19 protein-coding genes and 1 CRISPR repeat array (1 of these 20 only partly in view) are annotated in these 25,652 nt (G+C 69.6%); of the genes, 16 read left to right on the top strand and 3 right to left on the bottom strand.

What is annotated here, in order from left to right:
- Positions 1 to 131 precede the first annotated feature (131 nt).
- From DSX2_RS05715 to ablB, 4 genes are all read left to right on the top strand, one after another.
- A complete protein-coding gene (locus DSX2_RS05715; RefSeq protein WP_020880209.1) occupies positions 132 to 1,334 on the top strand; it encodes a LuxR C-terminal-related transcriptional regulator in 1,203 nt (400 codons plus the stop codon).
- 309 nt (positions 1,335 to 1,643) lie between these two features.
- Positions 1,644 to 1,841, top strand: a complete 198-nt coding sequence (locus DSX2_RS05710; RefSeq protein WP_020880208.1) for an ABC transporter-like protein — start codon at positions 1,644 to 1,646, stop codon at positions 1,839 to 1,841.
- Between the two features lie 20 nt (positions 1,842 to 1,861).
- The gene (ablA, locus tag DSX2_RS05705) at positions 1,862 to 3,175 is read left to right on the top strand and encodes a lysine 2,3-aminomutase (RefSeq protein ID WP_020880207.1); all 1,314 of its coding nucleotides are present in this window, start codon (positions 1,862 to 1,864) and stop codon (positions 3,173 to 3,175) included.
- Complete coding sequence (ablB, locus tag DSX2_RS05700) at positions 3,162 to 4,073, top strand: putative beta-lysine N-acetyltransferase (RefSeq protein ID WP_020880206.1); 912 nt, start codon at positions 3,162 to 3,164, stop codon at positions 4,071 to 4,073. The genes ablA and ablB overlap by 14 nt, the downstream gene beginning before the upstream one ends.
- Positions 4,074 to 4,209: 136 nt before the next feature.
- Here ablB and DSX2_RS05695 read toward each other — a convergent pair whose 3' ends face one another.
- On the bottom strand, positions 4,210 to 8,397 hold the full coding sequence (locus tag DSX2_RS05695) for a DUF748 domain-containing protein (RefSeq protein WP_020880205.1): 4,188 nt from the start codon (positions 8,395 to 8,397) through the stop codon (positions 4,210 to 4,212).
- A gap of 419 nt (positions 8,398 to 8,816) precedes the next feature.
- Here DSX2_RS05695 and DSX2_RS17475 point away from each other — a divergent pair, with 419 nt between their 5' ends.
- A complete protein-coding gene (locus tag DSX2_RS17475) occupies positions 8,817 to 9,149 on the top strand; it encodes a putative quinol monooxygenase (RefSeq protein ID WP_020880204.1) in 333 nt (110 codons plus the stop codon).
- A 600-nt stretch (positions 9,150 to 9,749) separates the two neighbouring features.
- Positions 9,750 to 10,883: a DUF362 domain-containing protein gene (locus tag DSX2_RS05685; RefSeq protein ID WP_020880203.1), complete on the top strand. Its 1,134-nt coding sequence runs from the start codon at positions 9,750 to 9,752 to the stop codon at positions 10,881 to 10,883.
- A gap of 589 nt (positions 10,884 to 11,472) precedes the next feature.
- Here DSX2_RS05685 and DSX2_RS17970 read toward each other — a convergent pair.
- Positions 11,473 to 11,682 (bottom strand): ATP-binding protein, encoded by a 210-nt coding sequence (locus tag DSX2_RS17970; RefSeq protein ID WP_084486487.1) that lies wholly within the window; start codon positions 11,680 to 11,682, stop codon positions 11,473 to 11,475.
- A gap of 18 nt (positions 11,683 to 11,700) precedes the next feature.
- On the bottom strand, positions 11,701 to 12,033 hold the full coding sequence (locus DSX2_RS05680) for a TIGR03905 family TSCPD domain-containing protein (RefSeq protein ID WP_020880202.1): 333 nt from the start codon (positions 12,031 to 12,033) through the stop codon (positions 11,701 to 11,703).
- Between the two features lie 859 nt (positions 12,034 to 12,892).
- Between DSX2_RS05680 and DSX2_RS18540 the strand changes: the two genes are divergently transcribed.
- The 10 genes from DSX2_RS18540 (at position 12,893) to DSX2_RS05640 (ending at position 23,889) form a co-directional block, all read left to right on the top strand.
- Positions 12,893 to 13,030 (top strand): hypothetical protein, encoded by a 138-nt coding sequence (locus DSX2_RS18540; protein ID WP_172640010.1) that lies wholly within the window; start codon positions 12,893 to 12,895, stop codon positions 13,028 to 13,030.
- Between the two features lie 11 nt (positions 13,031 to 13,041).
- The gene (gene kdpF, locus DSX2_RS17965) at positions 13,042 to 13,125 is read left to right on the top strand and encodes a K(+)-transporting ATPase subunit F (protein WP_369095336.1); all 84 of its coding nucleotides are present in this window, start codon (positions 13,042 to 13,044) and stop codon (positions 13,123 to 13,125) included.
- Positions 13,122 to 14,882 carry a potassium-transporting ATPase subunit KdpA gene (kdpA, locus tag DSX2_RS05675; protein ID WP_020880200.1) on the top strand — a complete coding sequence of 587 codons (1,761 nt, stop codon included), beginning with the start codon at positions 13,122 to 13,124 and terminating at the stop codon, positions 14,880 to 14,882. The genes kdpF and kdpA overlap by 4 nt, the downstream gene beginning before the upstream one ends.
- 19 nt (positions 14,883 to 14,901) lie before the next feature.
- On the top strand, positions 14,902 to 16,986 hold the full coding sequence (kdpB, locus tag DSX2_RS05670) for a potassium-transporting ATPase subunit KdpB (RefSeq protein WP_020880199.1): 2,085 nt from the start codon (positions 14,902 to 14,904) through the stop codon (positions 16,984 to 16,986).
- Positions 16,987 to 17,014: 28 nt separating this feature from the next.
- Positions 17,015 to 17,647 carry a potassium-transporting ATPase subunit KdpC gene (kdpC, locus tag DSX2_RS05665; protein WP_020880198.1) on the top strand — a complete coding sequence of 211 codons (633 nt, stop codon included), beginning with the start codon at positions 17,015 to 17,017 and terminating at the stop codon, positions 17,645 to 17,647.
- Between the two features lie 52 nt (positions 17,648 to 17,699).
- A complete protein-coding gene (locus DSX2_RS05660; RefSeq protein ID WP_020880197.1) occupies positions 17,700 to 20,444 on the top strand; it encodes a sensor histidine kinase KdpD in 2,745 nt (914 codons plus the stop codon).
- Entirely contained in the window at positions 20,441 to 21,136 is a 696-nt protein-coding gene (locus DSX2_RS05655) for a response regulator (protein WP_020880196.1), read from the top strand. Before DSX2_RS05660 ends, DSX2_RS05655 begins: the two co-directional genes overlap by 4 nt.
- Before the next feature lie 334 nt (positions 21,137 to 21,470).
- Positions 21,471 to 21,977, top strand: coding sequence for a hypothetical protein (locus tag DSX2_RS05650; RefSeq protein ID WP_035040927.1), 507 nt, complete (start codon positions 21,471 to 21,473; stop codon positions 21,975 to 21,977).
- Between the two features lie 378 nt (positions 21,978 to 22,355).
- Positions 22,356 to 22,586: a hypothetical protein gene (locus tag DSX2_RS05645; RefSeq protein ID WP_020880194.1), complete on the top strand. Its 231-nt coding sequence runs from the start codon at positions 22,356 to 22,358 to the stop codon at positions 22,584 to 22,586.
- 166 nt (positions 22,587 to 22,752) lie between these two features.
- Positions 22,753 to 23,889: a Fic family protein gene (locus tag DSX2_RS05640; protein WP_020880193.1), complete on the top strand. Its 1,137-nt coding sequence runs from the start codon at positions 22,753 to 22,755 to the stop codon at positions 23,887 to 23,889.
- 95 nt (positions 23,890 to 23,984) lie between these two features.
- Positions 23,985 to 25,652: a CRISPR direct-repeat array (repeat unit 32 nt; unit sequence GTTTCAATCCACGCCCCTGTGCGAGGGGCGAC); it runs 2,316 nt beyond the window's last position.

Genomic DNA, 25,652 nt, shown 5'->3' with positions numbered 1-25,652 from the left:
CCGCCATCTTCCCTCTGTCTCGTCACCCGTCTTGCCGTCCGTTTTGCCGCAGCATCGTCCAGATCCCGCGCCCTGTTTGCAAAGACTCCGAAATAGCTGTATGTTTACATAACAAAGACTCCTTCGACATCATGACAGAAGACACATCCCCCCTCTCTCCCCCCTGCGCCCCCGGCGACGTGGTCGAGCAGTGGCAGGACCTGGTCCTGCACTGCGACGCGGCCGGGACGGTCGCGGAATCGGCCGGGGACGCGCTGGACCACCTGCCGGACTCGGCCCGGGCGGGGCAGCCGTTCTGGGAAGCGCTGCGGCTCGGCACCGGCTCGCTCGCGGCCACGCTGCGGCGCTTTGCCCCGCTGCGCGTGCACGAGGTCCTCTGCCGGGGCGGCCGGAGCTTCCTGCTGCGCGTGATCCCCCTGCCCGAAAAGAGCGGCTTCGTCGTCGTGGCCACGGACAACCGCCCCCTGACCGCGCTGCACGAGACCTGGGAGGAGCGGCTGGGCCAGGGAATCACGGCCCTGTCCGACTCCATCACCCTCTTCAACTCCTTCTTCGACACGGCCAGGGACGCCGTCCTGCTCGTGGACGAGGAGGGCGTGGTGCTGGCGGGCAACGCGGCCGCGGTCGGGCGGTTCGCGGCCCCGGGCAGGCGCATGGTGGGGCGCAGCCACGCCCGGCTGCTGGCCCCGCGCTCCCGCGTCCCCGTGCGCCGGGCCATGCACGGGCTCGGGCCGGACGGGCTGTGGAGCGGCGCGGTGGAGGCCCTGGACTGCCGGGGAGAGGCCTTCCCGGCCGAGGCCGCGCTGCGCAAGGTGGCCTTCTCGGACTCGAGCCTCTTCCTGCTCATCCTGCACGACCAGAGCCTCACGCGGGAGCTGGAGGAAGGGCTGCGCGACCGCGAGGCCGAGGTGGAGGAGATGGGCATCGCCCTGCGCCAGGTCATGCGCGCCGTGGAGACCGAGGGCCAGGAGCTGCGCAACAGGCTCGGCAGCCAGGTGCGCAAGCGGATGCTGCCCGCGCTCGAGCGCATCGCCAGGACCGACGAGCCCGAGGTGCGCGAGGGATACCGCAGCGTGATCGAGGAGCAGCTCGCCGGACTGATCGAGGGCGGCCCGCAGACCCTGGACGCGGACCTCCTGCGCCTCTCCCCGCGCGAGATGGAGGTCTGCCGCCTCGTCCAGCTCGGCCGCAGCGGCAAGGAGATCGCCGAGCTCCTGCAGGTCTCCTTCGAGACCGTGCAGACGCACCGCAAGAACATCCGCAAGAAGCTCGGCCTGCGCGGCAGGGAGAGCTCGCTCTTCGCCTACCTGCGGACCAAGGCCTCCCTGTCCTGAGTATCGGGTATGCCCCCATACCCGAGACATCCCCGATAGCCCCCCTTGTCTCCGGCCCCCCGGCCGCGCATACTGCAACGACACAGCAAGGCCGTCTCGAAGCTTCGCAACGTCGCCGCATGCCGACTCATGAAATCCAGTCCAGGCATGCCGCGCAGGCGCTGCGCAGGCACGCGGCCTGCCGAAGAAGAGCCGAAATCCCGAAACATCGTGCAGAAACGCTGCCCTGTCGCCCTGCGATGCTACGGCACCAGCGACAGGCACGATGCGCGCGAAACGAATTGCACACATTCAAGACACGGGAGCACCATGAACGTCCTCACCCGCGTCGCGGCCTGTGCGGCCGCCCTGTCCGTCGTCACCCACGAGATGGGCCTCGCCCGCGAGGCGGCGGACAGCGTGGCCTTCATGGACCAGGGCGAGATACTGGAGCAGGACCGGCCGGACAGGCTGTTCGCTGCGCCGAGGCAGGCGCGCACGCGCCGGTTCCTCGGCCGGATACTCTGACATCAACCAAGGAGTTGCCTTTGACTCTTTTCGACGACCGCAGCAAGGAAGTGGCCAGGCTCATCCGCACGAAGACGGGGACCGCCGACTGGACCGACTGGCGATGGCACATCCGCCATTGCGTGAAGACCGTGGAGGGCTTCGAGCGCGCCCTGGGCGTCAGGTTCGAGGCCGGGGACAGGGCGGCCTTCGAGGAGACCCTGGCCCGCTTTCCCATGTCCGTGACCCCGTACTACCTCTCGCTCATCGACCCGGGCGACTACGCCAACGATCCCGTGTTCCTGCAGTCCTTCCCCTCGCGCGAGGAGCTTCGCATCGACCGCTGCGACATGGCCGACCCGCTGCACGAGGACGAGGACAGCCCGGCCCCGGGCATCACCCACCGCTACCCGGACCGCGTGCTCTTCCACGTCAGCAACACCTGCTCCATGTACTGCCGCCACTGCACACGCAAGCGCAAGGTGGGCGACGCGGACTCCACGCCCACGCGCGCCGACCTCGAGGCCGGGCTCGACTACATCCGGCAGACGCCGCAGATCCGCGACGTGCTGCTCTCCGGCGGCGATCCCCTGATGCTCTCCGACGAGATGCTCGACTGGCTGCTCTCGCGGGTGCGGGAGATCGAGCACGTGGAGGTGGTGCGCATAGGCACGCGCATGCCCGTGGTCCTGCCCTACCGCATCACGGACGAGCTTGTGGCCGTGCTGAGGAAGCACCACCCCCTGTGGCTGAACACCCACTTCAACCACCCCCGCGAGCTGACCCCCACCTCGCGCGCGGCCCTGGCGCGCCTGGCCGACGCGGGCATCCCCCTGGGCAACCAGAGCGTGCTCCTGGCCGGGGTCAACGACTGCCCGCGGCTCATCAAGACCCTGAACCACAAGCTGGTCAAGAACCGCGTGCGCCCCTACTACCTCTACCAGTGCGACCTCTCCGAGGGACTGACCCATTTCCGCACGCCCGTCTCCAAGGGCATCGAGATCATGGAGAGCCTGCGCGGGCACACCAGCGGCTTCGCCGTGCCCACCTACGTCGTGGACGCGCCCGGCGGGGGCGGCAAGATCCCGGTCATGCCCAACTACGTGGTCTCCTGGGGGGCCGGAAAGGCCGTGCTGCGCAACTACGAGGGCGTCATCACCACCTACCGCGAGCCCGACGCCTACGAGCCCACCTTCTGCGACCGCGACTGCGCCCGCTGCAACCTGCAGCTCAAGGAGCAGGACGGCGAGGAGAAGGCCATCGGCATCCAGAAGCTGCTCTCGGACTGGGACGAGACCACGAGCCTGACCCCGAGCGGCAACGCACGCATGGAGCGGCGCAATGACCTGTCCTGAGGCGGCGCCCACCGCCAGGGAGCCCAAGGCCCAGGCGCGGCCCGACAGCGTGGTGCGCCTGGGCGGCTCCCTCCTGCAGCACGGCCCGGCCAACAGCCGCGTCTACCTCATGAAGCTCGACGAGGCCGACCTGCCGGAGATCATCGAGCGCATGGACGGACTTGCGCGCGAACACGGCTACACCAAGCTCTTCGCCCGCGTCCCGGGCCGCGCCGAGCCCCTCTTCGCCTCGCGCGGCTTCGACTGCGAGGCCCGCGTGCCCGGCCTGTTCCGGGGACGCGACGCGGGCTGCTTCATGAGCCGCTACCTCTCGCGCGAGCGGGCCGTGCCCCGCGACCCGGACCTGCTCGAGGACGTGCGCCGCATCGCGCGTGAAAAGGCCCGGGCAGCGGCCGCGGCGCCGGACGCGCCGGACGCGGGCCGGGCCCCGGGCGCGGCGGATGTGGTGCGCCTGGGACCGGACCACGCCCCGGACATGGCCCGGCTCTACGGCGAGGTCTTCGCCTCCTATCCCTTTCCCATCAACGACCCGGCCTACCTGCGCCGGGCCATGGACGCGGACGTGGCCTTCTACGGCATAGAGCGCCGGGGCCGCCTGGCCTCGGCCGCGTCCGCGGAGATCGACCGCGCCTGGGCCTGCGCCGAGATGACCGACTTCGCCACCCGGCCCGGCTGCCGGGGCAAGGGCGCGGCGGGCCGCCTGCTCGCGCGCATGGAGGCGGCCATGCGCCGCCGGGGCATCCGCACGGCCTACACCATCGCCCGCGCCGAGCACCCCGGCATCAACGCCGTGTTCGCCCGCGCAGGCTACCGCCACGCCGGGACCCTGCCCAACAACACCCAGATCGGCGGCAGGCTCGAGAGCATGAACGTCTGGTACAAGCCCATTTCAGGATAGCAGGCAAGGGGAAGGGAAAACGCCCGCGAGGGGCGGGGAGGGAAAGCCCTCCCCGCCCCTCGTCGCGTGCGGCGTCCCCGCGGCGCGCCGCCTGCTCTCGCCGCGCACCACGGCGAGGCCCTTCGGGGACGCGGGGCTAGCGCAGCTCCAGCTCCACATGGCCTCCGCCCCGCTCCCCGGCAGTCTCGGCCCCGCTCGGGGCGGACACCACCCTGGCCCCGGACAGGAGCACCCGCGAGGCCAGGCCCGGGTCCAGCTGCAGCAGCCGCTCGCGCACGGCCTTGGCGCGCGCCTCGGCCAGCCGCTTGAACTCCTCGGGCGTCACCTCGTGGTGCTCCTTCAAGGCCGACTCCATCACGTCGTCGGGCTGCGACTTGGTCATGCCCAGCAGGTTCTCCGGCTTGTCGAAGGGCGCGTCGTCGTAGACCTCTTCCAGCAGGTCGTCGTACTCGTCCGGCTCGATGGTCACGTGGTCCGCGTCCGTGCGGGCGCGCTCGCGGCGCGAGAGCGAGGCGTACTTGGCCTCGCGCAGGCTCTGCAGCAGCGCCTGCTCCTTGAGCCCCTCGGTGTCCACGGCCGTGTCCGCCACCCCCCGCACCTCGATGCTCAGGCGCGGGCGCTTGCGCAGCACCTCGGCCACGGCGCTCAGGTCCTTTTGCGCCGCGTCGTTCAGCGCTGCCGAGCCGGGCGAGAAGTCCACGCGCCGCATGTCCACGCCGCTCATCCCGAGGCTCAGCAGGTTGCCCACCAGGGCGAAGGGCGAGGTCACGACGCGCAGCATCAGGTTCTGCAGGGCCTGCCCCACCAGTCCGCCGAAACGGAAGTCGGGGTCGTCCATCCTGCCCTGCACCGGCAGGTCCAGGTCCACGTCGCCGCTCAAATCCTCCATCAGGGCCAGGGCGAGCTTCACCGGATAGTCCGGCGCGCCGGGCCGGTCGTCCTTCGAGCCGAGCTCGAGCCCGCTCAGGGTGATGCGGTTGTCCGAGCGCAGCACCCATTTTCTGGCCCGCATGGCCACGTCGTAGGAAAGCCGCCCGTGCTCCACGGGATAGGCGACGTATTCGACCGCGTAGGGCGAGAACGGCACGAGGTCGAGCCCGGAGAGAGCGGCGTGCAGGTCGGCGGACGGAGGGCTCGCCAGGGCGTTCGCCTTGCCCGCCACCTTCAGGGGCGCGCCCTCGATGGAGGCGCTCAGCTTGACGTCGGCGCTCGTGGACGGGTCCTGCGAGATGCCCGTGATCTTCCCCGTGATGTCGGTCGCCTCGGTGGTGAAGACGGGCGAGAACCGTTCGTCGTGAAAGCGCACCTCGCCGCCGTCGATGGACAGGCTGCCCACGTCCAGCGCGGCGAGCGGCCCGGTGCCCGATTCGTTGCCCGGTTCCTTGCCCGATCCCTTGGCCGGTTCCTTGCCCGATCCCTTGGCCGTCTTGGACGGCTTGGTCCGGGCGCCGGAGGCTTCGGGCTCGGCGTTCCCGTTTTCCGGGCCCCCGGTCTCCAAGGCGCGGCCGAAGCTGGTGGAGCCGTCCTTGAACAGCGCCACGAAGAGCCGGGGCTTCTCCAGCTCCACCTCCTTGGCGTGCAGGGAGGCGGCGCCGGACGCGGGCTGTTCGAAGCGCAGCCCGCGCACCGAGAGGCGGCGCAGCGAGGCGAACTCGTCCCCGCCGTCGGCCAGCTTCAGGGAGAGGTTCTCCAGCCGCGTGGCCCCTTCCACGCTCACGTCCAGCCCGCCGTGCGGACCGCCTGCCCGGTCTCCCCCGTCCGTCCCCTCGCGCTCGCGCAGCGCCACCGTGAGCCGCGAGGAGAGCTCGCAGCTGCCGAGGACGAGACCGGTGGCATTGTCCAGGTAGGGGGTCAGCGGCTTCAGGTCCATCCCGCGCAGCCGCGTGTCCAGGGTCACGTCGAGCGGCTCCACCGTGCCCTTGGCCTTCACGGAGATCGCGCCCTGCTTCTGCCAGCGCGCGCCGAGCTCCGCCTCGAGCGGCGCGTCCTTCTGCAGCGAGAGGGGCCCGGTGGTCAGGCGCACGCCGTCCAGGTCGAGCTCGGCGGGGTCCTCCAGATGCCGGTCGTCGAAGGAGACGTGCCCCTCGTCCACGCGCAGCGAGGCCACGTTCACCTTCCATTCGGGAGACTCCCCGTCTGCCCGGGGCTGGGCCGGGGACGCGGCCGGGGGTGCGGCGGGAGGCGCGGCGTGCCCGGACGCGGTTTTGCCGGACGGCGGGGCCTTGCCGGACGGCGCGGCCTTGCCGGACGCTGTCGTGTCGGCCGAGGTCTTGCCGGGGGCGGCCTTGCCGGGCTCGGCCGCCTTTTCGGCCGAAGCGGCGCCGGACGCGCCCCCGGGAGCTGACTCGGGAGCGGGGGCAGGCTTCTCACCCGGCACGAAGAGCCCCACGGAGCCGTCCTCGTCGCGCGCCAGGCGCACCTCGGGCTTGGTCAGGACCACCGGCCCGGTGGACACCGTGCGCGCGGCGAGGTCGAGGGAGACGTCGGGCACGTCCAGTGTGCCCAGGGTGAGCGCGGGCGTCTGCCCGTCGCGCGAGAGCGAGAGGTTTGCGAGCTGCACCGCGCCCTTGCGCACGGTGAGGCCGGGCCCCGGCTCGCCCGATGCATCGGATGCCGGGGATTTCGGGGATTTGGGGGATTTCGCGCCTTTGTCGGCCTTGGCGGATTGGGCGGACGCAGCCTCGGTGAAGCCGATCTCGCCCCGGACGTCCGCTGTCCCGGCGTCGAGCGAGAGCGGCAGCGCCTGCGCCAGGTAGCCGCGCGCGAGCGGCAGCGGCAGGGCGCTCGCGTCCAGGTGCAGCGAGAGGCCGAAAGGCGCGAGCGCAAGATCGCCCTCGGCCGTGAGCGAGCCCGCCTTGCCCGCCCCCTTGCCGGAATCGCCCCCGTCGACGCGCAGCGAAAGCGTGAACGCGCCGCCGCCCTTGGCCGCGGGACCGGAGGCGCCGGGGCCGCCGGGCGTGGAGAAGTCCTTGAGGGTCGCCGCCAGGGAGCCGAGCCGCACCTGCGCGCCGCCGGGCACGGTCTCGTCCTTCCAGACGAGCGTTCCGTCGCGCACCTCGGCCTCGCGCACTGCCGTGACGAAGGGACGCTCGGGCGCGGCCTTGGCCCCGGGGCCGGGCTCTGGGGCCGCGGCCGCCGAGCCACCTGCCGATTCCGGCGGGGTGGTGAAATAGGTCTCCCAGTCCACCTGGCCGTCGGCCATGCGCACCGCGCGCGCGGACAGTCCGTTCAGCTCCGCGAGGCTCACGTCGAGCCGCCGGTCGGACAGCGAGAAACGCTCCACCTCCACGCGGCCGGACGTGAGCCCGAACACCGTGCCCTTCCCGCTCGGCGCGTCCACGCGCAGGTTGCGCAGGTTCAGCGTGCCGGAGAGGCTGAAATCCACGCCGCGCTCGGCGGACTGCTCGGCCACCAGCTTCAGGTCCGCCCCGACCATGCCCGATTCGAGGCGCAGGGGCGTGACGTCGGCGAGATAGCCGCTGTACCGCGTGAGGTCCACCTCGCCCGCGGCCACGTCGAACTCCGTGCGCGGGTGGTCGGCGAAGGGCAGGAGCCGCCCCGTGACGTCCAGCGGCCTGCCGTCCACCACGGCGGTCAGGCGCGGGACGATGGCGCGGTCCCGGTCGCTCTCCAGGGTGGAGGTGAAGGGCACCACGAGGTGCAGATCCTTGATCGTGTGCACGGTCTTTAACGGTGCGTCGTTGAAGATCACGGTGCCGTTTCGGATCTCGAAATCGCTGACCGCGAAGGGGAACAGGGGCGCCGTCTTCTGCGCTTCCTTCTGCCCCTCCTCCGCCGTATGCGCATCCCCGGCCTGCGCATCTCCGGTCTGCGCATCTCCGGTTCGGGCCTCGGGCCCTGCCTTCTCCGCCTCGCCCTCTCCGTCCGCGAGGAACGGCGAGAAGGAGAAGCGCCCGCCCGCGAAGCGGGTCACGTGCAGCACGGGATCGACGAGGCGCACGTGGGCCAGCATCGGCGCGAAGTGCAGCACGGAGGAGAGGCTCGGGGCGACCTCGAGCGCGCCGAGGGTGAGCGCCTCCCCCTCGCCCGAGGGCTGGGGCACGCGCACGTTCTCGACCGAGAGGCGCAGGGTGTAGGGGTTGAAATGCACGCTCTCGACCGTGCAATGCACCCCCAGGACGTCGGACAGCCTGGCTTCCATCTGGGAGCGCAGCACGGGCGGCAGCGCGAGCCCGGCCAGCAGGCCCCAGGCGGCCACGGCTCCCGCCGCCCAAAGGACCCAGCGGCGCACGCGCCGCGACGACCACAGCCTGCGGACCCGGGCCCACGCGGCCGCAAGGGACGTTCCGATCTCCCGTCGCATATTCTCACTCCAGCATCGTTTTCGGCGTCTCGCGACCACCCTAGCGCATTCCGGCGCCCGGAGGGAAGGAAGTCTGACGGATGCCATGACGGACGCAATGGCGGACGCCATGACGGGCGCAATGACGGGCGCTATGGCGGACGGCTCGGCCCCGCCGCGGCAGCCCCGGCGGGCCGCATGCCCCGCGGCCCTGCCCATCGGCTCCCCTCTACAAGCCCAGCCTACGCGAGTTCGGCCGATTTTGCGAGCCGCTTGCGCCGGGCAGGGCCTGGATGATGCCCCCCGCGCCCGGAGCGGGAACTGGTTGACGCCGGACGTTGCTTGCAACTACTGGGGAACGGTAAAGCGAGAATCTGTTTGCCGGAGCGGCCGTTCAGGCCCGAGAAAAACCAGCAGCCCGGAAAAGGAGCGTCGCGACCATGAAAGCACTTGTGGTGAAGGTTCACATGAAAGCCGAGTTTCGCGAACAGTTCATCGCGGAGATGCGCGCCGACGCGATCGGCTCGGAGAAGCTCGAGCCGGGCTGCCTGATGTTCAACATCGTCAACGACGCCTCCGACCCCGACGTCCTCTATCTCTTCGAGGTCTACAAGGACGACGCGGCCGTGCAGGCGCACGGGAAGATGCCGCACTTCGTGCAGTGGCTGGAGAAGACGAAGGACTGGCTCGCGGCTCCCCTCCGGATCATGCCCTGCAATACGCTCTACCCGCCCGAAAACGCCTGGAAGAAGCGTCCCGCGCCCGAGGATTGAGCGGGAAGGAGCCCAGGCCTGCCTGCCGCCGGGGGCGATGCCCCCGGCCGGGCTGCCTGCAATGACAGCGTCTTGCGCGGGGCCTCGGGGGCGGTGATCCGGCCGAGGCCCCGCACGTCCGCCGTCCGCACGTCCACCGCCCGGACGACCGCGGGCCTGCGGCCCTTCTGCGTATGGACGACATGGCGGTCGCAGGCCGCCGCCGGGAGCCCTTCATCCTCCGTGGCACGGCCCGTGCGATCCGCACGGACGTGAGCCGTGCGGCCACGGCCCTCCGCGCCGGGCCGCTTCCGCCTTGGCGCGAGGCGCGGTGCCGACCGGCCGCGAGCGCCTTCTTCCCTCACATGGCCTCACATGGCCTCACATGGCCTCGCACGGCCCCACGCGGATGCCCGAAGAGCGGAAAATCTGCAGGATCGTGCAAGGAAAAAGGAAAATCGTGCCTATCACCGGAACCCCGCTGCCACTATCATGTGCTGCGCTCGGACGCTTCGGGACACCCGCGCGGGAAAGGGGCGAACGCGGCGGCGCCTTCCGGGGCATGATCCCGGCGGCGCGGCGCGTATCGGCATGACATTCGACACGAGGATGAAGAAGAGAATGGAGAAAGCGAAGGTCTTTTTCACGGATTTCCACACCAAGGCTTTCGGCGACGGCCTGCCCACCAAGCTCAAGAAGCTGATCAAAAAGGCGGGCATCGGGCAGATCGACATGGAGGGCAAGTTCGCCGCCATCAAGATGCACTTCGGCGAGCTGGGCAACGTCAGCTACCTGCGCCCCAACTACGCCAAGGCCGTGGCCGACGTGGTCAGGGAGCTGGGCGGCAAACCCTTCCTGACCGACTGCAACACCATGTACCCCGGCAAGCGCAAGAACGCCCTGGAGCACCTGGAATGCGCCTGGGAGAACGGCTTCACCCCGCTGACCGTGGGCTGTCCCGTGCTCATCGGCGACGGGCTCAAGGGCACCGACGACGTGGAGGTTCCCGTGGCCGGGGGCGAGTACGTGAAGGCCGCCAAGATCGGCCGGGCCGTCATGGACGCGGACGTGTTCATCAGCCTGACCCACTTCAAGGGCCACGAGATGACCGGCTTCGGCGGGGCCATCAAGAACATCGGCATGGGCTGCGGCTCGCGCGCCGGGAAGATGGAGCAGCACTGCAGCGGCACGGCGAACATCGACGAGGCCAAGTGCAAGGGCTGCCGCTCGTGCCTCAAGGAATGCGCCAACGGAGCCCTGGAGTTCGACCTCGAAAGCAAGAAGACGCGCGTCGTCGCGGAGACCTGCGTCGGCTGCGGCCGCTGCCTGGGGTCGTGCAACTTCGACGCCATCTCCTTCGCGCTCGACTCGGCCAACGAGCTGCTGAACCGCCGCATGGCCGAGTATACCAAGGCGGTGGTGGACGGCCGCCCCTGCTTCCACATCTCCCTGGTGGTGGACGTCTCCCCCAACTGCGACTGCCACGGCGAGAACGACGTGCCCATCCTGCCCAACCTCGGCATGTTCGCCTCCTTCGACCCGCTGGCCCTGGACCAGGCCTGCGTGGACGCCTGCATGAAGGCCAAGCCGCTCCCGGGCAGCCAGCTCGCGAAGAACATGGCCAAGCCCGGCTTCGTGGACCACCACGACCACTTCAGGAACTCCAGGCCCGAGTGCGAATGGCGCAGCTGCCTGGACCAGGCGGAGAAGATCGGCCTGGGGACTCGAGAGTATGAACTGATCGTGGTGAAATAGGCCGCGGCGGCCAGGGGCTGCACCGCCCCTGGCCGCCGCGCTCTCCCCGCATGATCGCGCGGGCACGAAAAAAACGGCCGGATGGCGTTTCGCCGACCGGCCGTGGTCATTGGAATGGAGTAGTGCAATTCCGTAGTGCAAAAACAGAAAGGCCGCCCCAAAGGGCGGCCTAACTCTGCGTAATGTCTGGTCGGGATGAGAGGATTTGAACCTCCGACCCCCTGAACCCCATTCAGTTCCACCGGACCTGAAAATCAACATCTAACCACCTTGAAACTATTAACAAAGTCCCGCCTTCCGGCACCCCCGAGCACCCCTGAACATGGCGTGCATGCGGTGCATGATTTCAATGGCTTACGCATGGCGTCGGCAGGGTTTCCTACATATTTCCTACACAGAAATCCGAGGTTGAAGCCGCGGCGAGCATGGATTTCGGCCTGGACAGCGAGGGTTCCGCGGGCGCAACGAGCACTCCCCCCTTTGCTCTTCCCTTCGTCTCGAAAGGCTGGCCTGGGAGAACATGCGCACCAGGCCCCCGGCCCGGGGTCCTGGAACGCGCCCCAAGGCCGGACCGCTGGCCCCGCGTGCCTCAGGTCTGGGCCTGACGCTGCACGGCCGTGGCCTTGATCGCCTCGGGGAGCACGTGGGGCAGACGGACCAGGAAGCGCGTGCCCTGCCCGGGCTCGGACTCCACGGTGATGGCCCCGCCGTGCTGCGTGACCACCTTGTTGGCGATGAACAGCCCGAGCCCCGTGGCCGGGGACGGAGGGGGGACGGGTGGCCAGGGAGCGCGGCGGATGGTCGCGTTTCCTGCGCGTCAGGCGCGGACGGCCTTCTGCCTCTCGAGGGAAGCGCGCAGGGCCTTGCAAAGCTGGTCCGCGCACGAGGTGGGCTTGTTGCCGCAGGTTATGCCGCTGAGCTTGGCGATGACGTCCTCGACCTTCATGCCGGCGACGAGGGCGGAGAGGGCCTTGAGGTTGCCGTCGCATCCGCCGCTGAAGTCGAGGCGCGTCACCGTGCCCCCGCTGATCTCGTAGCGGATGGCCTTGGAGCAGACGCCCTCGGGGATGAAGAGTTCGGTCTCGCCGGGGACGCCGGCGCCGTCGTTCGTGGGGGTGGAGATGCCGAGGGGCGTGAGAAAGGGTTGCATGCTGCGTTCCTGTCGAAGGATTGAGGGTGGTGGAGGATGCGCCGGGAGATGCCGACGCGCGGGGCGCCGGACGTCTTCCCTGATGATGTCGCCTCTTGATCTATCGCCGGGATCGCCCGTGTCAACCCACGCGGATGCAGATTGCCGGCGAGGGCGGGGGCCGTCTCCGCCTGGCGCCGGTGCGCCCGCCTTCTCCCCGGGGGATCGCGGCATGCCCCCCGCGCACCTGGACGCGGCCTAGCGGCGACTCCTCGCCCTTTCCGGGCAGGACGCGACCCCCCTCGCGCGGATCGGCCATGACAGGCACGGATCGGCTGATGTTCCCCCGCATTTCCTGCGTGAAAACGGAGCCGGAAGCGGCGGCGAGCCTGTGTCTCGAACGTGCGCAGCGCAGTCCCGTCGTGCGCGGGGAGGGATACGCGGACTTGGCCCCGTGGTCCGCACGGCTCAGGCAGGCCATGCCCACGCAAAGGCCGTGCATGGGGCGGGCCGAGCGGCGCCGAAGGCATCGGCAAAGACACGCGTACGCCCGGCGACGCAGAGCAGGTGATCCGCAAGAGGCTCCACGTCCACATGGAGCAGACCGGACAGATCGTCGGCCGTGGCGAGCGGCGCCGGCAGGGTTTCCTACATATTTCCTACATGGGAATGGGAGGCTAAGAGCGTTGCAGCACCGGGTTTTCACCGCGAAGGGAAGGGGACCGCCCTGGCCCGGTTCGCAGCAGCCTCCGAACGCTCAGAGCGGACACGATCCCGGCCGGTGGCCCGAAGCTCGTCTTTATGAAATCTTAACGCCCGCCCCGCCTTCTTTTACACCGTCCTGACATCTCCCCCGCTACGGTGTATTCGTCATGATCGCATGACAGACACCGTCAACGGAGGGAGTCTCATGCACCTCTCGCAGCTCAAGGATCTCGCGGCGGCCCTCGGCATGCTCGCCCCGACCTTCGTGACCTTCCTGGTCATCGAGATCATCGCCAGGACCAAGGGGAAGTAGCCGTGGACGCCATGCTCGTCGTCGCGGCGATCGTCGCGGCCGGACTGTTCGTCTATCTCCTCGTCGCCCTTTTGAGCCCGGAGTCCTTCGAATGAGCACCATCGACATCGCGCGCGTCGCGCTCTACCTCGCGGTCCTCGGCGCGCTGGCCTGGCCGCTGGGCCTGTACATGGCCCGCGTCTACGAAGGGCGCCCCCTGTTCCTTCTCGACCGCCTGGCCGGGCCGCTCGAGCGGCTCGTCTACCGCCTGTGCGGCGTGCGGCCGGACGAGGAGATGGACTGGAAGACCTACGCCTGCTCGCTCATGGTCGTGAACGCCCTGGGCATGCTCCTGGTCTACGCCCTCGAGCGCCTGCAGGGCGCGCTGCCGGGCAATCCGCTCGGACTTCCCGGCGTCTCCCCCTGGGTGGCGCTGAACACGGCCGTGAGCTTCGCCTCCAACACCAACTGGCAGGCCTACGGCGGCGAGAGCACCATGAGCCTGCTCACCCAGATGCTCGGCCTGACCGTGCAGAACTTCCTCTCCGCGGCCACGGGCATGGCCGTGCTCGCGGCCCTGGTGCGCGGGCTCGCCCGGCGCGAGACGGACAGGCTCGGCAACTTCTGGGTCGACATGACGCGCGGCGTCCTCTACGTGCTCCTGCCGCTCTCGCTCCTCCTGGCCCTGGCGCTGTGCTCGCAGGGAGTGGTCCAGACCTTCTCGGGCGAGGTCGCGGTCACGGGCCTTGAACAGACCGCCGGGCAGCCCGGCGGCCGGGTTTCCGAGCAGCGCATCGCCCTCGGCCCTGTGGCCTCGCAGGAGGCCATCAAGCAGCTCGGCACCAACGGCGGCGGCTTTTTCAACGTCAACTCGGCGCACCCCTTCGAGAACCCCACGCCGCTCTCGAACTTCCTGGAGATGCTGGCCATCCTGCTCATCCCCGCGGCGCTGTGCGTGACCTTCGGCCGCATGGTCGGGGACATGCGCCAGGGCGTGGCGGTGCTTGCGGCCATGAGCGTCATGCTCGTCGCCTTCCTGGCGCTGGGGCTTTCCGCCGAGCAGGCGGGCAACCCGCGCCTCGCCGCTCTCGGCGTCGACCAGTCGGCCGCGTCGTCGCCCCTCGAGGCCGCGCGTCCGGGCGGGAACATGGAAGGCAAGGAGGCGCGCTTCGGCATCGTGGACTCGGTCCTCTGGGCCACCGCCACCACGGCCGCGTCCAACGGCTCGGTCAACTCCATGCACGACTCCTACACCCCGCTGGGCGGGCTCGGCCCCATGCTCCTCATGCAGCTCGGCGAGGTGGTGTTCGGCGGCGTGGGCTCCGGGCTTTACGGCATGCTCGTCTTCGCCGTGGTGGCCGTCTTCGTGGCCGGGCTCATGGTCGGCCGCACGCCGGAGTACCTGGGCAAGAAGATCGAGGCCTTCGAGATGAAGATGGCCTCCCTCGTCATCCTCATCCCGCCCTTCCTCGTGCTCATCGGCACGGCCGCGGCCGTGGCCACGGGGGCGCGCGACGCCGTCGCCAACCCCGGCGCGCACGGCTTCTCCGAGATCCTCTACGCCTTCTCCTCCATGGGCAACAACAACGGCAGCGCCTTCGCCGGGCTCGCCGCGGACAGGCCCTACTACGCCCTGGCAGGGGCGCTCGCCATGTTCGTCGCGCGCTACTGGCTGATCGTGCCGACGCTGGCCATCGCGGGATCGCTCGCCGCCAAGAAGCGCGCGCCCTTCGGCGCGGGCACGCTGCCGACGGACACCGCCCTCTTCGCCGGGCTCCTCGTGGCCGTGGTCCTGGCCGTGGGCGCGCTGACCTTCATCCCCGCCCTGGCCCTCGGCCCCATCGCGGAACACCTCATGCTCTTCGCCAAGTAGGCTCGGGAGAATATCCGTCATGAGCAAGAAACAGGCCCGTCCCCTCTTCGATTCCGCCCTGGTGCGCGGCGCCGCCGTCGACGCCCTGCGCAAGCTCACGCCCGCGCGCCAGGTGCGCAACCCGGTCATGTTCACGGTCTACGTGGGCAGCATCCTGACCACCATCCTCTTCCTTCAGGCATGGCTGGGGCGGGCGCTTTTCGGCCGCGCCGAGGCCCCGGCCGGGTTCATCCTGGCCATAGCCTGCTGGCTGTGGTTCACCGTGCTCTTCGCCAACTTCGCCGAGGCCATGGCCGAGGGTCGGGGCAAGGCCCAGGCCGCGGCCCTGCGCAAGGCCCGCCACGACGTGACGGCGAAGAAGCTCGCACAGCCCTCGCGCGACTCCGCCGCCTGCGAGGTCTCCTCCTCGGAGCTTCGGCGCGACGACGTGGTCCTGGTGGAGGCCGGGGAGCCCATCCCCTGCGACGGCGAGGTGGTGGAAGGCGTGGCCTCGGTGGACGAGAGCGCCATCACCGGCGAGTCCGCGCCCGTGATCCGCGAGGCAGGCGGCGACCGCAGCGCCGTGACCGGCGGCACCCGCGTGCTCTCGGACTGGCTCGTGGTGCGCGTGACGAGCGATCCGGGCGAGACCTTCCTCGACCGCATGATCTCCATGGTCGAGGGCGCCAAGCGCAAGAAGACGCCCAACGAGATCGCCCTGAACATCCTGCTGGCCGCGCTGACCCTCGTCTTCCTCGTGGTCTGCGCCACGCTCCTGCCCTACTCGGCCTACAGCGTGACCCAGGCCGGACAGGGCAGGGTCATCGGCCTGGCCGTGCTCGCGGCCCTCTTCGTCTGCCTCGCGCCCACGACCATCGGCGGGCTGCTCTCCTCCATCGGCATTGCGGGCATGGACCGCCTGATCCAGGCCAACGTCATCGCCATGTCCGGCCGCGCCGTGGAGGCCGCGGGCGACGTGGACGTGCTCCTGCTCGACAAGACCGGGACCATCACCCTTGGCAACCGCCAGGCCGCCGAGTTCCTGCCCGCCGACGGCGTCACGGCCGCGGAGCTGGCCGACGCGGCGCAGCTCGCCTCGCTCGCCGACGAGACGCCCGAGGGCCGCAGCATCGTGGTCCTGGCCAAGGAGCGCCACGGCCTGCGCGGGCGGAACATCCACGAGCTGCATGCCTCCTTCGTGTCCTTCACGGCCAAGACCCGCATGAGCGGCGTGGACCTGCCCGGCCGCTCCATCCGCAAGGGCGCGCCGGACGCGGTGGAGCATCACGTGGCCTCGCTCGGGGGCGCGTTCCCCGCCCAGGTGCGCGAGATGGTCAGGACCATCGCCAAGGACGGCGGCACGCCGCTGCTCGTGGCCGAGGGGGCGCGGGTGCTCGGCGCGGTGTGGCTCAAGGACATCGTCAAGGGCGGCATCAAGGAGCGCTTCGCCGAGCTTCGGCGCATGGGGATCCGCACCATCATGGTCACGGGCGACAACGCCCTGACTGCGGCGGCCATCGCGGCCGAGGCGGGCGTGGACGACTTCCTGGCCGAGGCCAGGCCCGAGACCAAGCTCGACTACATCCGGCGCATCCAGGCCGAGGGCAGGCTCGTGGCCATGACCGGCGACGGCACCAACGACGCCCCGGCCCTGGCCCAGGCCGACGTGGGCGTGGCCATGAACACCGGCACCCAGGCCGCCAAGGAGGCCGGGAACATGGTGGACCTCGACTCGAGCCCGACCAAGCTCCTCGAGATCGTGGGCATCGGCAAGCAGCTGCTCATGACGCGCGGCGCGCTGACCACCTTCAGCATCTCCAACGACGTGGCCAAGTACTTCGCCATCATCCCGGCCGCCTTCGCCGGGACATACCCCGCGCTCGGCGCGCTGAACGTCATGGGGCTCAAGACTCCCGAGAGCGCCATCCTCTCGGCCGTCATCTTCAACGCGCTGATCATCGTCTGCCTCATCCCCCTGGCGCTTCGCGGCGTGCGCTACCGGCCCGTGGGAGCGGCGCGCGCCCTGCGCGACAACCTCCTGGTCTACGGCCTGGGCGGCCTCGTGGTGCCGTTTGTCGGCATCAAGGCCATAGACATGCTCCTCTCCGCCCTGCACCTGGTGTGAGCGTGGACGGCGAAACAAGGACGGCGACATGAAGAACCTCATCCTCCCCCACCTGCGGCCCGCGCTCACGCTCCTGGCCGTGTTCAGCCTGCTCACCGGGCTCGCCTATCCGGCGGCCGTGACCGGCCTGTGCCAGGCCCTCTTCCCCGCACAGGCGAACGGCAGTCTAGTCATGGAGAACGGCATCGCCGTGGGCTCGGCCCTCATCGGCCAGCCGTTCGCATCGCCCGGCTCCTTCTGGGGCCGCCCCTCGGCCACCGCGCCCGGCCCGGACAACGCCATGGCCTCGTCCGGCTCGAACCTCGGGCCGAGCAATCCCGCGCTGTACGCCGCCGTGGCCGAACGCGCGGCGCGGCTTCGCGCGGCCGATCCGGGCAATGCCGCGCCCGTGCCCGCGGAGCTGGTCGAGGCCTCGGCCAGCGGGCTCGATCCGCACCTGAGCCCGGCCGCGGTCATGTACCAGGTTCCCCGCGTGGCCAGGGCCAGGGGCATCACGCCCGAGCGCGTCCGCGAACTCGTACGCGCGGGCATAGAGCCGCGCCAGTTCGGCATCCTGGGGGAGCCGCGCGTCAACGTGCTGCTCCTCAACATGGCGCTCGACCGCCTTGCGGGCGGCCCGCCCCGTCCCGCGCCCGCCCCCCTGGCGCAGCCCGGGCAATAGCGGTATCAGGCGAGCATCGGCTCCAGCACCCACGCGAACCGGCGAGCAGCGCATGGCATCTTCCGACCGCACTTCCGAACGGCGCCCCGACCCCGACACCCTGCTGGCCATCGCCAGGAAGGCCGAGGAGCGCGAGCGCAAGGGACGGCTTCGCGTCTTCTTCGGGGCCGCCCCGGGCGTGGGCAAGACCTACTCCATGCTCGAGGAGGCCCGGGCCAGGCATTCCGACGGAACGGACGTGGTCGTGGGTCTCGTGGAGACCCACGGCCGGGCCGAGACCGAGGCGCTGCTCTACGGGCTCGAGATCCTTCCCCGCCGCCACGTCGACTACAAGGACATGCGGCTGGCCGAGTTCGACCTGGACGCGGCCCTGGCGCGCAGGCCGGGCCTGCTCCTGGTGGACGAGCTGGCCCACACCAACGTCCCGGGCTCGCGCCACCTGAAGCGCTGGCAGGACGTGCGCGAGCTCCTGGACCAGGGCATCGACGTCTACACCACGGTCAACGTCCAGCACATCGAGAGCCTGAACGACCTGGTGGCCCAGATCACGGGCGTGCGCGTGCGCGAGACCGTGCCCGACTCGTTCCTCGAGGCCGCGGACGCGCTGGTCATGGTCGACCTGCCGCTCGAGGACCTGCTCGAGCGTCTGAAGCAGGGCAAGGTCTACGTTCCGGCGCAGGCCGAATGGGCGGCCAGGAACTTCTTCCGCTCGGGCAACATCATCGCCCTGCGCGAGCTGGCACTGCGCTTCATCGCCGACCGCATCAACACCGAGGTGCTCGTCTACCGCGAAGGCCACGCCATCGAGACCACCTGGCCCACGGCCGAACGGCTGCTGGTCTGCGTGGGGCCGAGCCCGACCTCGGCCAGGCTCGTGCGCTCGGCCAAGCGCATGGCGGTGAGCCTGCGCGCGCCCTGGATAGCGGCCTTCGTGGAGGCCCCTCAGGTCTCCGAGCAGCAGCGCGGCCGGGCCATGGAAAACCTGCGCCTGGCCGAGAACCTGGGTGCCGAGATACTGCACCTGAAGGGCAGCGGCATCGCCGAGGAGATCGTGGCCCTGGCCCGCTCGCGCAACGTCTCGAGGATCATCATCGGCAAGCCCGTGCGCTGGCGTCTGCTGGACTTCTTCCTGGGCAGCCCGGTGGACGACCTGGTGCGCCGAAGCGGCGAGATCGACGTGCACGTCATCCGCGGCTCGGACGAGGCCGCGGGGCACGGCGCGGGCGGCGGCGAAGCCGCGGGCGGCCGGACCGAGGATATGCCGTCCGAGCACGGCGGCAGATCCTCGTGGCGGGACTACGGCCTCGCGCTCGGCTGCTGGGCAGGCGCCACGGCCATGGCCTTCGCCATGTTCCCCTCCTTCCAGCTGAGCAACCTGATCATGGTCTATCTCCTCGGCGTGGTCGTGGCGGCCGTGGCCTGCGGTCGCGGGCCGTCCTTCCTGACCGCGGTGGCGAGCGTCCTGTCCTTCGACTTCTTCTTCGTGCCGCCGCGCTTCACCTTCGCGGTTTCGGACACGCAGTACGTCGTGACCTTCGTCATCATGCTCGTCGTGGCCCTGATCATCAGCCACCTGACCACGCTCATGCGCCGCCACGCCCGCACGGCCAGGGGGCTCGAGCGCCACACCGGCATGCTCCTCTCGCTCAGCCGCCGCCTCGCCGAGGCGCGCGGCACGGCGCGGGTCGTGGCCGTGGCCGAGAGGGCGGTCTCCGAATTGCTCGAATGCCGCTGCATGCTCCTCGTGGCCGAGGAGGGAGGCCGCCTGACCAGGCCCCGGGGCGGCCACGGCGGGAGACAGGAGGGCTTCTCCCTCGACGATCGCGAGCTCGGCGCGGCGCAGTGGGTCTTCGCCAACGGCCGGGCCGCGGGCCGGGGCACGGACACCCTGCCCGAAGCCCGGTCCGTGTTCCTGCCGCTCTTCGGCCGGGAGCGGACCGTGGGCGTGCTGGCGGCCAGGCCCGTCGGGCAGCAGGCCGCCTTCCTGCCGGTGCAGCAGCGGCTCCTCGACTCGTTCGCCAAGCAGATCGCCCTGGCGCTCGAGGTGGAGAGGCTGCAGGACGCCGCGCGCACGGCCCAGATGGAGTCCGAGGCCGAGAGGCTCAAGGCCTCGCTCCTGAGCTCCGTGACCCACGATCTGCGCACGCCGCTCGCGGCCATCATGGGCTCGGCCGAGAGCCTGCTCGCCCCCCACGCGGGCGGCGACCCCGAAACGGCGCGCATGCTCGCGGCCAACATCCACGACGAGGCGGCGCGCCTGAGCCGCCTGCTGGGCAACCTCCTGCGCCTGACCAAGATCGAGTCCAAGGCCATGGAGCTGCACGAGGAGCCGACCCCGGTGGAGGAGGTGGTGGGCGCCGCCCTCGCTGCGGTCAAGAGCCTGCTCGGCGAGCGCCGCGTGGACATAGACATCGCGCCGGACCTGCCCATGGCCCCCATGGACGGCACGCTCGTGGAGCAGATGCTCGCGAACCTCCTCGAGAACGCGGCCAAGTACACGCCGCCGGATTCCCCGGTGAGCGTGTCCGCGCGCCTTCGGGGGGACTTCGTGGAGCTTTCCGTGGCCGACCGGGGGCCTGGGCTGCCGCCCGGCGATCCGAAACGGCTTTTCGACATCTTTCAGCGCGGCCCGGCAGAGGCCGTGCGCGGCGACGGGCTCGGGCTCGCCATCAGCCGCGCCGTGGCCGCGGCGCACGGCGGAACCATCCGGGCCGAGAACCGGCCGGGCGGAGGCGCGATCTTCACGGCCGCGCTGCCGCTTGCCGGGCACGAGCGAAAGGGCGGGCGCAGGCCATGAGCGGACACGACATCACCATCCTGGCCATCGAGGACGAACTTCCCATCCGGCGCTTCCTCAAGGCCTATCTCGACGGCCGTGGATTCCGCCTCCTCGAGGCCGGGACAGGCCAGGAGGGCCTCTCCCTGGCCGCCTCCCACAGGCCGGACGTCATCCTCCTCGACCTCGGACTGCCGGACATGGACGGTCTCGACGTGCTGGCCCGGCTTCGCGAGTGGACGAAGACGCCGATCATCATCCTTTCGGCCCGCGAACAGGAGCAGGACAAGATCAGGGGGCTCGACGCCGGGGCTGACGACTACCTGGGGAAGCCCTTCGGCCTGGGCGAGCTCGAGGCCCGCATGCGCGTGGCCCTGCGCCACGCCGAGGCCTCGGCGCGGGACACGGACGCCGGGGAGGTCTTCGAGTCCGGCGACCTGCGCGTGGACCTCGCGCGGCGCAAGGTCACTGTGGCAGGCGAGGAGGCGCGGCTCACGCCCATCGAGTTCAAGCTCCTCGCGGCCATGGTCCGCCACGCGGGGCTCGTCGTCACCCACGCCCAGCTCCTGCGCGAGGTCTGGGGCCGCCACGACGCGGACCAGGCCCACTACGTGCGCATCTACGTCCACCAGCTGCGCGGCAAGATCGAGCGCGAACCAGCCCGCCCCGAGCACCTGAAGACCGAGACCGGCGTGGGCTACCGGCTGGAGTGAGCTGGAAGGCCGGAGTTCCCTCACAGTTCCTCGAGATCGCCCGCCCCGGGTGCGACGTATCCCGAAACCGCCCATTCACGTCGCCGCGCAAAAGGCCTGCTGCCTTTTCGACAGCAGGCGGTCATCATTGAAGTCTCACGCCTGACCGAGCAGGTTTGGGCCGCCTGGAGCCGCTCTATTCAGCCGGGCTCGGACTTCCCCGCTTGCCCACTGCAACTATCGGCAGAGTTCCGTCTTCCGGCATCCCGCCTCTCCCTGCGCATGACGCGCACGCGGTCCATGATTTCAGCGAGTTGCGCTTGGTTGCGGCAGGGGTTTTCCTGCATGGGAATGGATGGCGGACAAGGATTTCGGCCTTGTCCAGCGTACCTGCGCGGAAGCGGAGAACCTATCCACCTTATGCGGCCGCGAATGGAAGGAAAGGACGTCGTCCCCCCTGCTCTTCGAGAAGCCGACGACCGTTGACGCGACCACCGCCCGGAGATACGGCGAGAACGTCACGAAACGATGGTCGGCCGCATGGCCGCGCCTGCCCACCGCCTCAATCGAGGAGCCTGCAATGCGATTTCGCGAGAACGACACCGTGCGCCTGACGGACGCCATCACGGCCAGGCCCTCTTTCGGAGAACTCGACGAGGTGCATCTGCGCCGCGGGCAGCTGGGGGCGGTCATCGACACGCTCGGCGACTGCGGGGCGTACGAGGTGGAATTCATTCTCCAGAAGCCTGTATTCGGCACGGACGGCAGTCTGATCGATGTCGGAAAGTTCTGTGTCGTGACCCTGAAGGAGCATCAGATTGAGCCTGACTACGGGAGCGCTCTCGGGGACGAGTCGGACTGACCAGCCCCCGCGTCGCCCGTCCCCCCCGTCCGAAGTGTGCTGCGCTCGCGCGTGGCGACGCCGGGCTACCCCGCGGCGAAAACAGGGTTGGGGGGGAGCCGGGAAAATGAAACGCGTGGGGATGAGGTCGGCGGCGGGGCCTCTCAGTCCGGGCCGAGCCCGGCAACCCCGCATGGCGCTCCGTCTGGCGACGTGCTACGGCCGGGAGATTCATCACCGTGTCGCGCCGACCTCGACTTCCCCGATAGGCCCTGGCGCATCCCCCGTCAATCCGTCCACCGCCCATGCCCGTTGCCCGCATCGGCCCATCCCGGCGCTTGACGCAAGCACGCGCGCTGTCTACCGAGACAAGAAACCCCTTCCCGAAAGGCTGCGCCGATGTCGAAACCGAACGCGTCCGCCCTGTCCACCTGGATCTACCGCCTGCTCGTGCTCGCGCTCTGGGCCCCGCTCGGCTGGTTCGTGCTCTCGCACCTGCCGTCCGGGAACGAGGACGGAACGGCGGGCGCAGCGCTCATCCTCGGATTCATCACCTTCGGCATCGCCCGGTTCACCGTCCGCGTCCTGTGGATGGTTCTCGGCCTTCTTCCTCCCGAGGAGCTGATCTGATCGCCAGGCCCACGCGGCCGTCCCGGTGGCTGGCCGCGCACTCGGTCAACCACGCCCCTTCGGGAACCTCGCCGCAAAGATTCCTTGCCCATGAAGCGATTAGCCCCTATATTCGCCTCATAAAATGAAGCGAATAGTGGAAATAATCGCTTCACCGGGAACAAAAATGAATCCGAGAAAACCGCGCTACATCTGGGAACGGCCGGATTGGCCGAAGCTTGTCTACGATTCCCGCGAGCTGGAAAAGCTTCTGAGCGAGGACGCGTACGCATCGGGGCTGTTCTTCGGCAGGATCGGGCAGCTGGGCATGGCGGACAGGACCGCGGCCGCGGCCGAGATCCTGACCGAGGAGGCCCTGACCACCAGCGAGATCGAGGGCGAGCTCTTCCGCCGGGATTCGGTGCGTTCCTCCGTCGCCCGGCGGCTGGGGCTTTCCGATGCGGGCATGGCGCCCGAGGACAGGCGCGCGCAGGGCGTCGTGGACGTGCTTCTCGATGCCACCAGGGAGCACGACGCGCCGCTGAGCGCAGCACGGCTCTTTGGCTGGCACAAGGCCATGTTCCCGCTCGGCACCTCAGGCCTCAAGGAGATCACCGTGGGGAGCTGGCGGGACGACAGGCTCGGCCCCATGCAGGTCATGTCCGGCCCCCTGGGCAGGGAGAAGGTGCATTTCGAGGCCCCGCCCGCGGCAAGGGTGCCCGGCGAGATGGACGCCTTTCTCCGCTGGTGGGCACAAAGCCGCGCCACCATGGCCGGGGTGGTCAGGGCAGCCATGGCGCACCTGTGGTTCGTGACCATCCACCCCTTCGACGACGGCAACGGGCGGCTGGCCAGGACCCTGTCCGACATGGCCCTGGCCCAGCACGAGGGGCAGGGCGTCAGGTATTACAGCGTCTCGTCGCAGATCATGCGCACCCGCCAAGAGTACTACGAGGTCCTGGAACGCACCCAGAAGGGCGATGGCGACGTCACCGAATGGCTCTGCTGGTTCATCGACTGCCACCTGAAATCCCTGGCCCGCTCGGGACAGATACTGGACGCGGTCTTCGCCCGGGCCAGGTTCTGGCAGGCCCACGGCCGAACTCCGCTGAGCGAGCGCCAGCGCAAGGTCGTCACCAAACTGGCCGAGGCCGGACCGGGCGGCTTTACGGGCGGCCTCTCGAACCGCAAGTACGTGACCATGACCGGCGCGAGCCGCGCCACTGCCTTCAGGGAGATCGAGGACCTCCTGCACAAAGGCGTGCTGACCCGCCGCGAAGGCGGCGGGCGCACGACGAGCTACGACCTGGCCTGGGACGGGTAGGACGGGGCGTCCTGGCAGAAGCGGCGCAAGTGTCTCTCCGTGTTCCAGAGCGGGGACGACGTGGTGCCGTGGGCCTTGAAATGCTTCTCGGTGAGGTTTCAATCCACGCCCCTGTGCGAGGGGCGACGGTGAGCGAGGCAAAGTCCGATTCGCTCATGGAGTTTCAATCCACGCCCCTGTGCGAGGGGCGACGCCTGATTTCGGCATCGACGCCGAGTTCCAGAAGTTTCAATCCACGCCCCTGTGCGAGGGGCGACCACCCTCAAGGACTATGTCCTCGACGCCTATCTGTTTCAATCCACGCCCCTGTGCGAGGGGCGACAGCCATGCTCGGCCTGCATGGGCTCGAAGCAATGTTTCAATCCACGCCCCTGTGCGAGGGGCGACGCCGATCGGAGTTCGAGCGTCTGGCACAAGCTGTTTCAATCCACGCCCCTGTGCGAGGGGCGACGCCCTGGCGGGGGCCATGCAAGCGGAGAGACGGGTTTCAATCCACGCCCCTGTGCGAGGGGTGACTGCACGGGGCTGGATCGTCCCACTTGATGGTCTGGTTTCAATCCACGCCCCTGTGCGAGGGGCGACCGTCCAGGCAGACTGTCCGACCTGTCTGCGGTAGTTTCAATCCACGCCCCTGTGCGAGGGGCGACCACAAGGGCTTCACGGAGTTCCTGTACCTTTTGTTTCAATCCACGCCCCTGTGCGAGGGGCGACCCAGGCCCACGGCCAGCATGGCGGCGGTCATGATGTTTCAATCCACGCCCCTGTGCGAGGGGCGACCTGGACCGAGTACGAGATCGACTCCGACTTCCTGTTTCAATCCACGCCCCTGTGCGAGGGGCGACAGCCGTTGATCAGAAAACCACCCGGCCTGAATTCGTTTCAATCCACGCCCCTGTGCGAGGGGCGACCACACCCTCCGCGAGCACGCCTTCGCAGGCGTTGTTTCAATCCACGCCCCTGTGCGACGGGCGACGCTCCCTCTGCATCAAGCGCGGCCTGCTCATCCCGTTTCAATCCACGCCCCTGTGCGAGGGGCGACCCCTTCGGCCTGCGCAGCGCGCGCAGCCGGTTCACGTTTCAATCCACGCCCCTGTGCGAGGGGCGACGATCACGGTGGTGCAGGACGAGCCCCTGCCCATGTTTCAATCCACGCCCCTGTGCGAGGGGCGACTCCCGGCCTCGTCCGCCTGGATCAGGCGGACATTGTTTCAATCCACGCCCCTGTGCGAGGGGCGACCCCACGCCGTGCGCAGCTTCGGCATGGTCACCTCTGTTTCAATCCACGCCCCTGTGCGAGGGGCGACTGATCAAGCTCTACTCCATCAAGCACGGCCTGGACGTTTCAATCCACGCCCCTGTGCGAGGGGCGACACGGGGAGTGGCCGGAGAGCCACGGCATGGACCTGTTTCAATCCACGCCCCTGTGCGAGGGGCGACTGCAGCCAACGGCCCAGGGCCACGAGGCCAAGAGTTTCAATCCACGCCCCTGTGCGAGGGGCGACCAGGGCCGCGGCCCGGGCCTGGGAACGCATCTACGTTTCAATCCACGCCCCTGTGCGAGGGGCGACCTGCGCTCTCCAAGCGGGCCGACGCCTACCGCGTGTTTCAATCCACGCCCCTGTGCGAGGGGCGACGCCTGCGCAAGCTGCTGACCGGCGACCGGGATGTTTCAATCCACGCCCCTGTGCGAGGGGCGACGAGGATCAGGCAGTACTCTGCGCTCCCAGGCAGGTTTCAATCCACGCCCCTGTGCGAGGGGCGAC

The organism is Desulfovibrio sp. X2, from assembly GCF_000422205.1.
Lineage (GTDB): Bacteria > Desulfobacterota > Desulfovibrionia > Desulfovibrionales > Desulfovibrionaceae > Alkalidesulfovibrio.
Note: the sequence above shows the minus strand (reverse complement) of the source record. Positions and strands in the feature narration are given on the sequence as shown.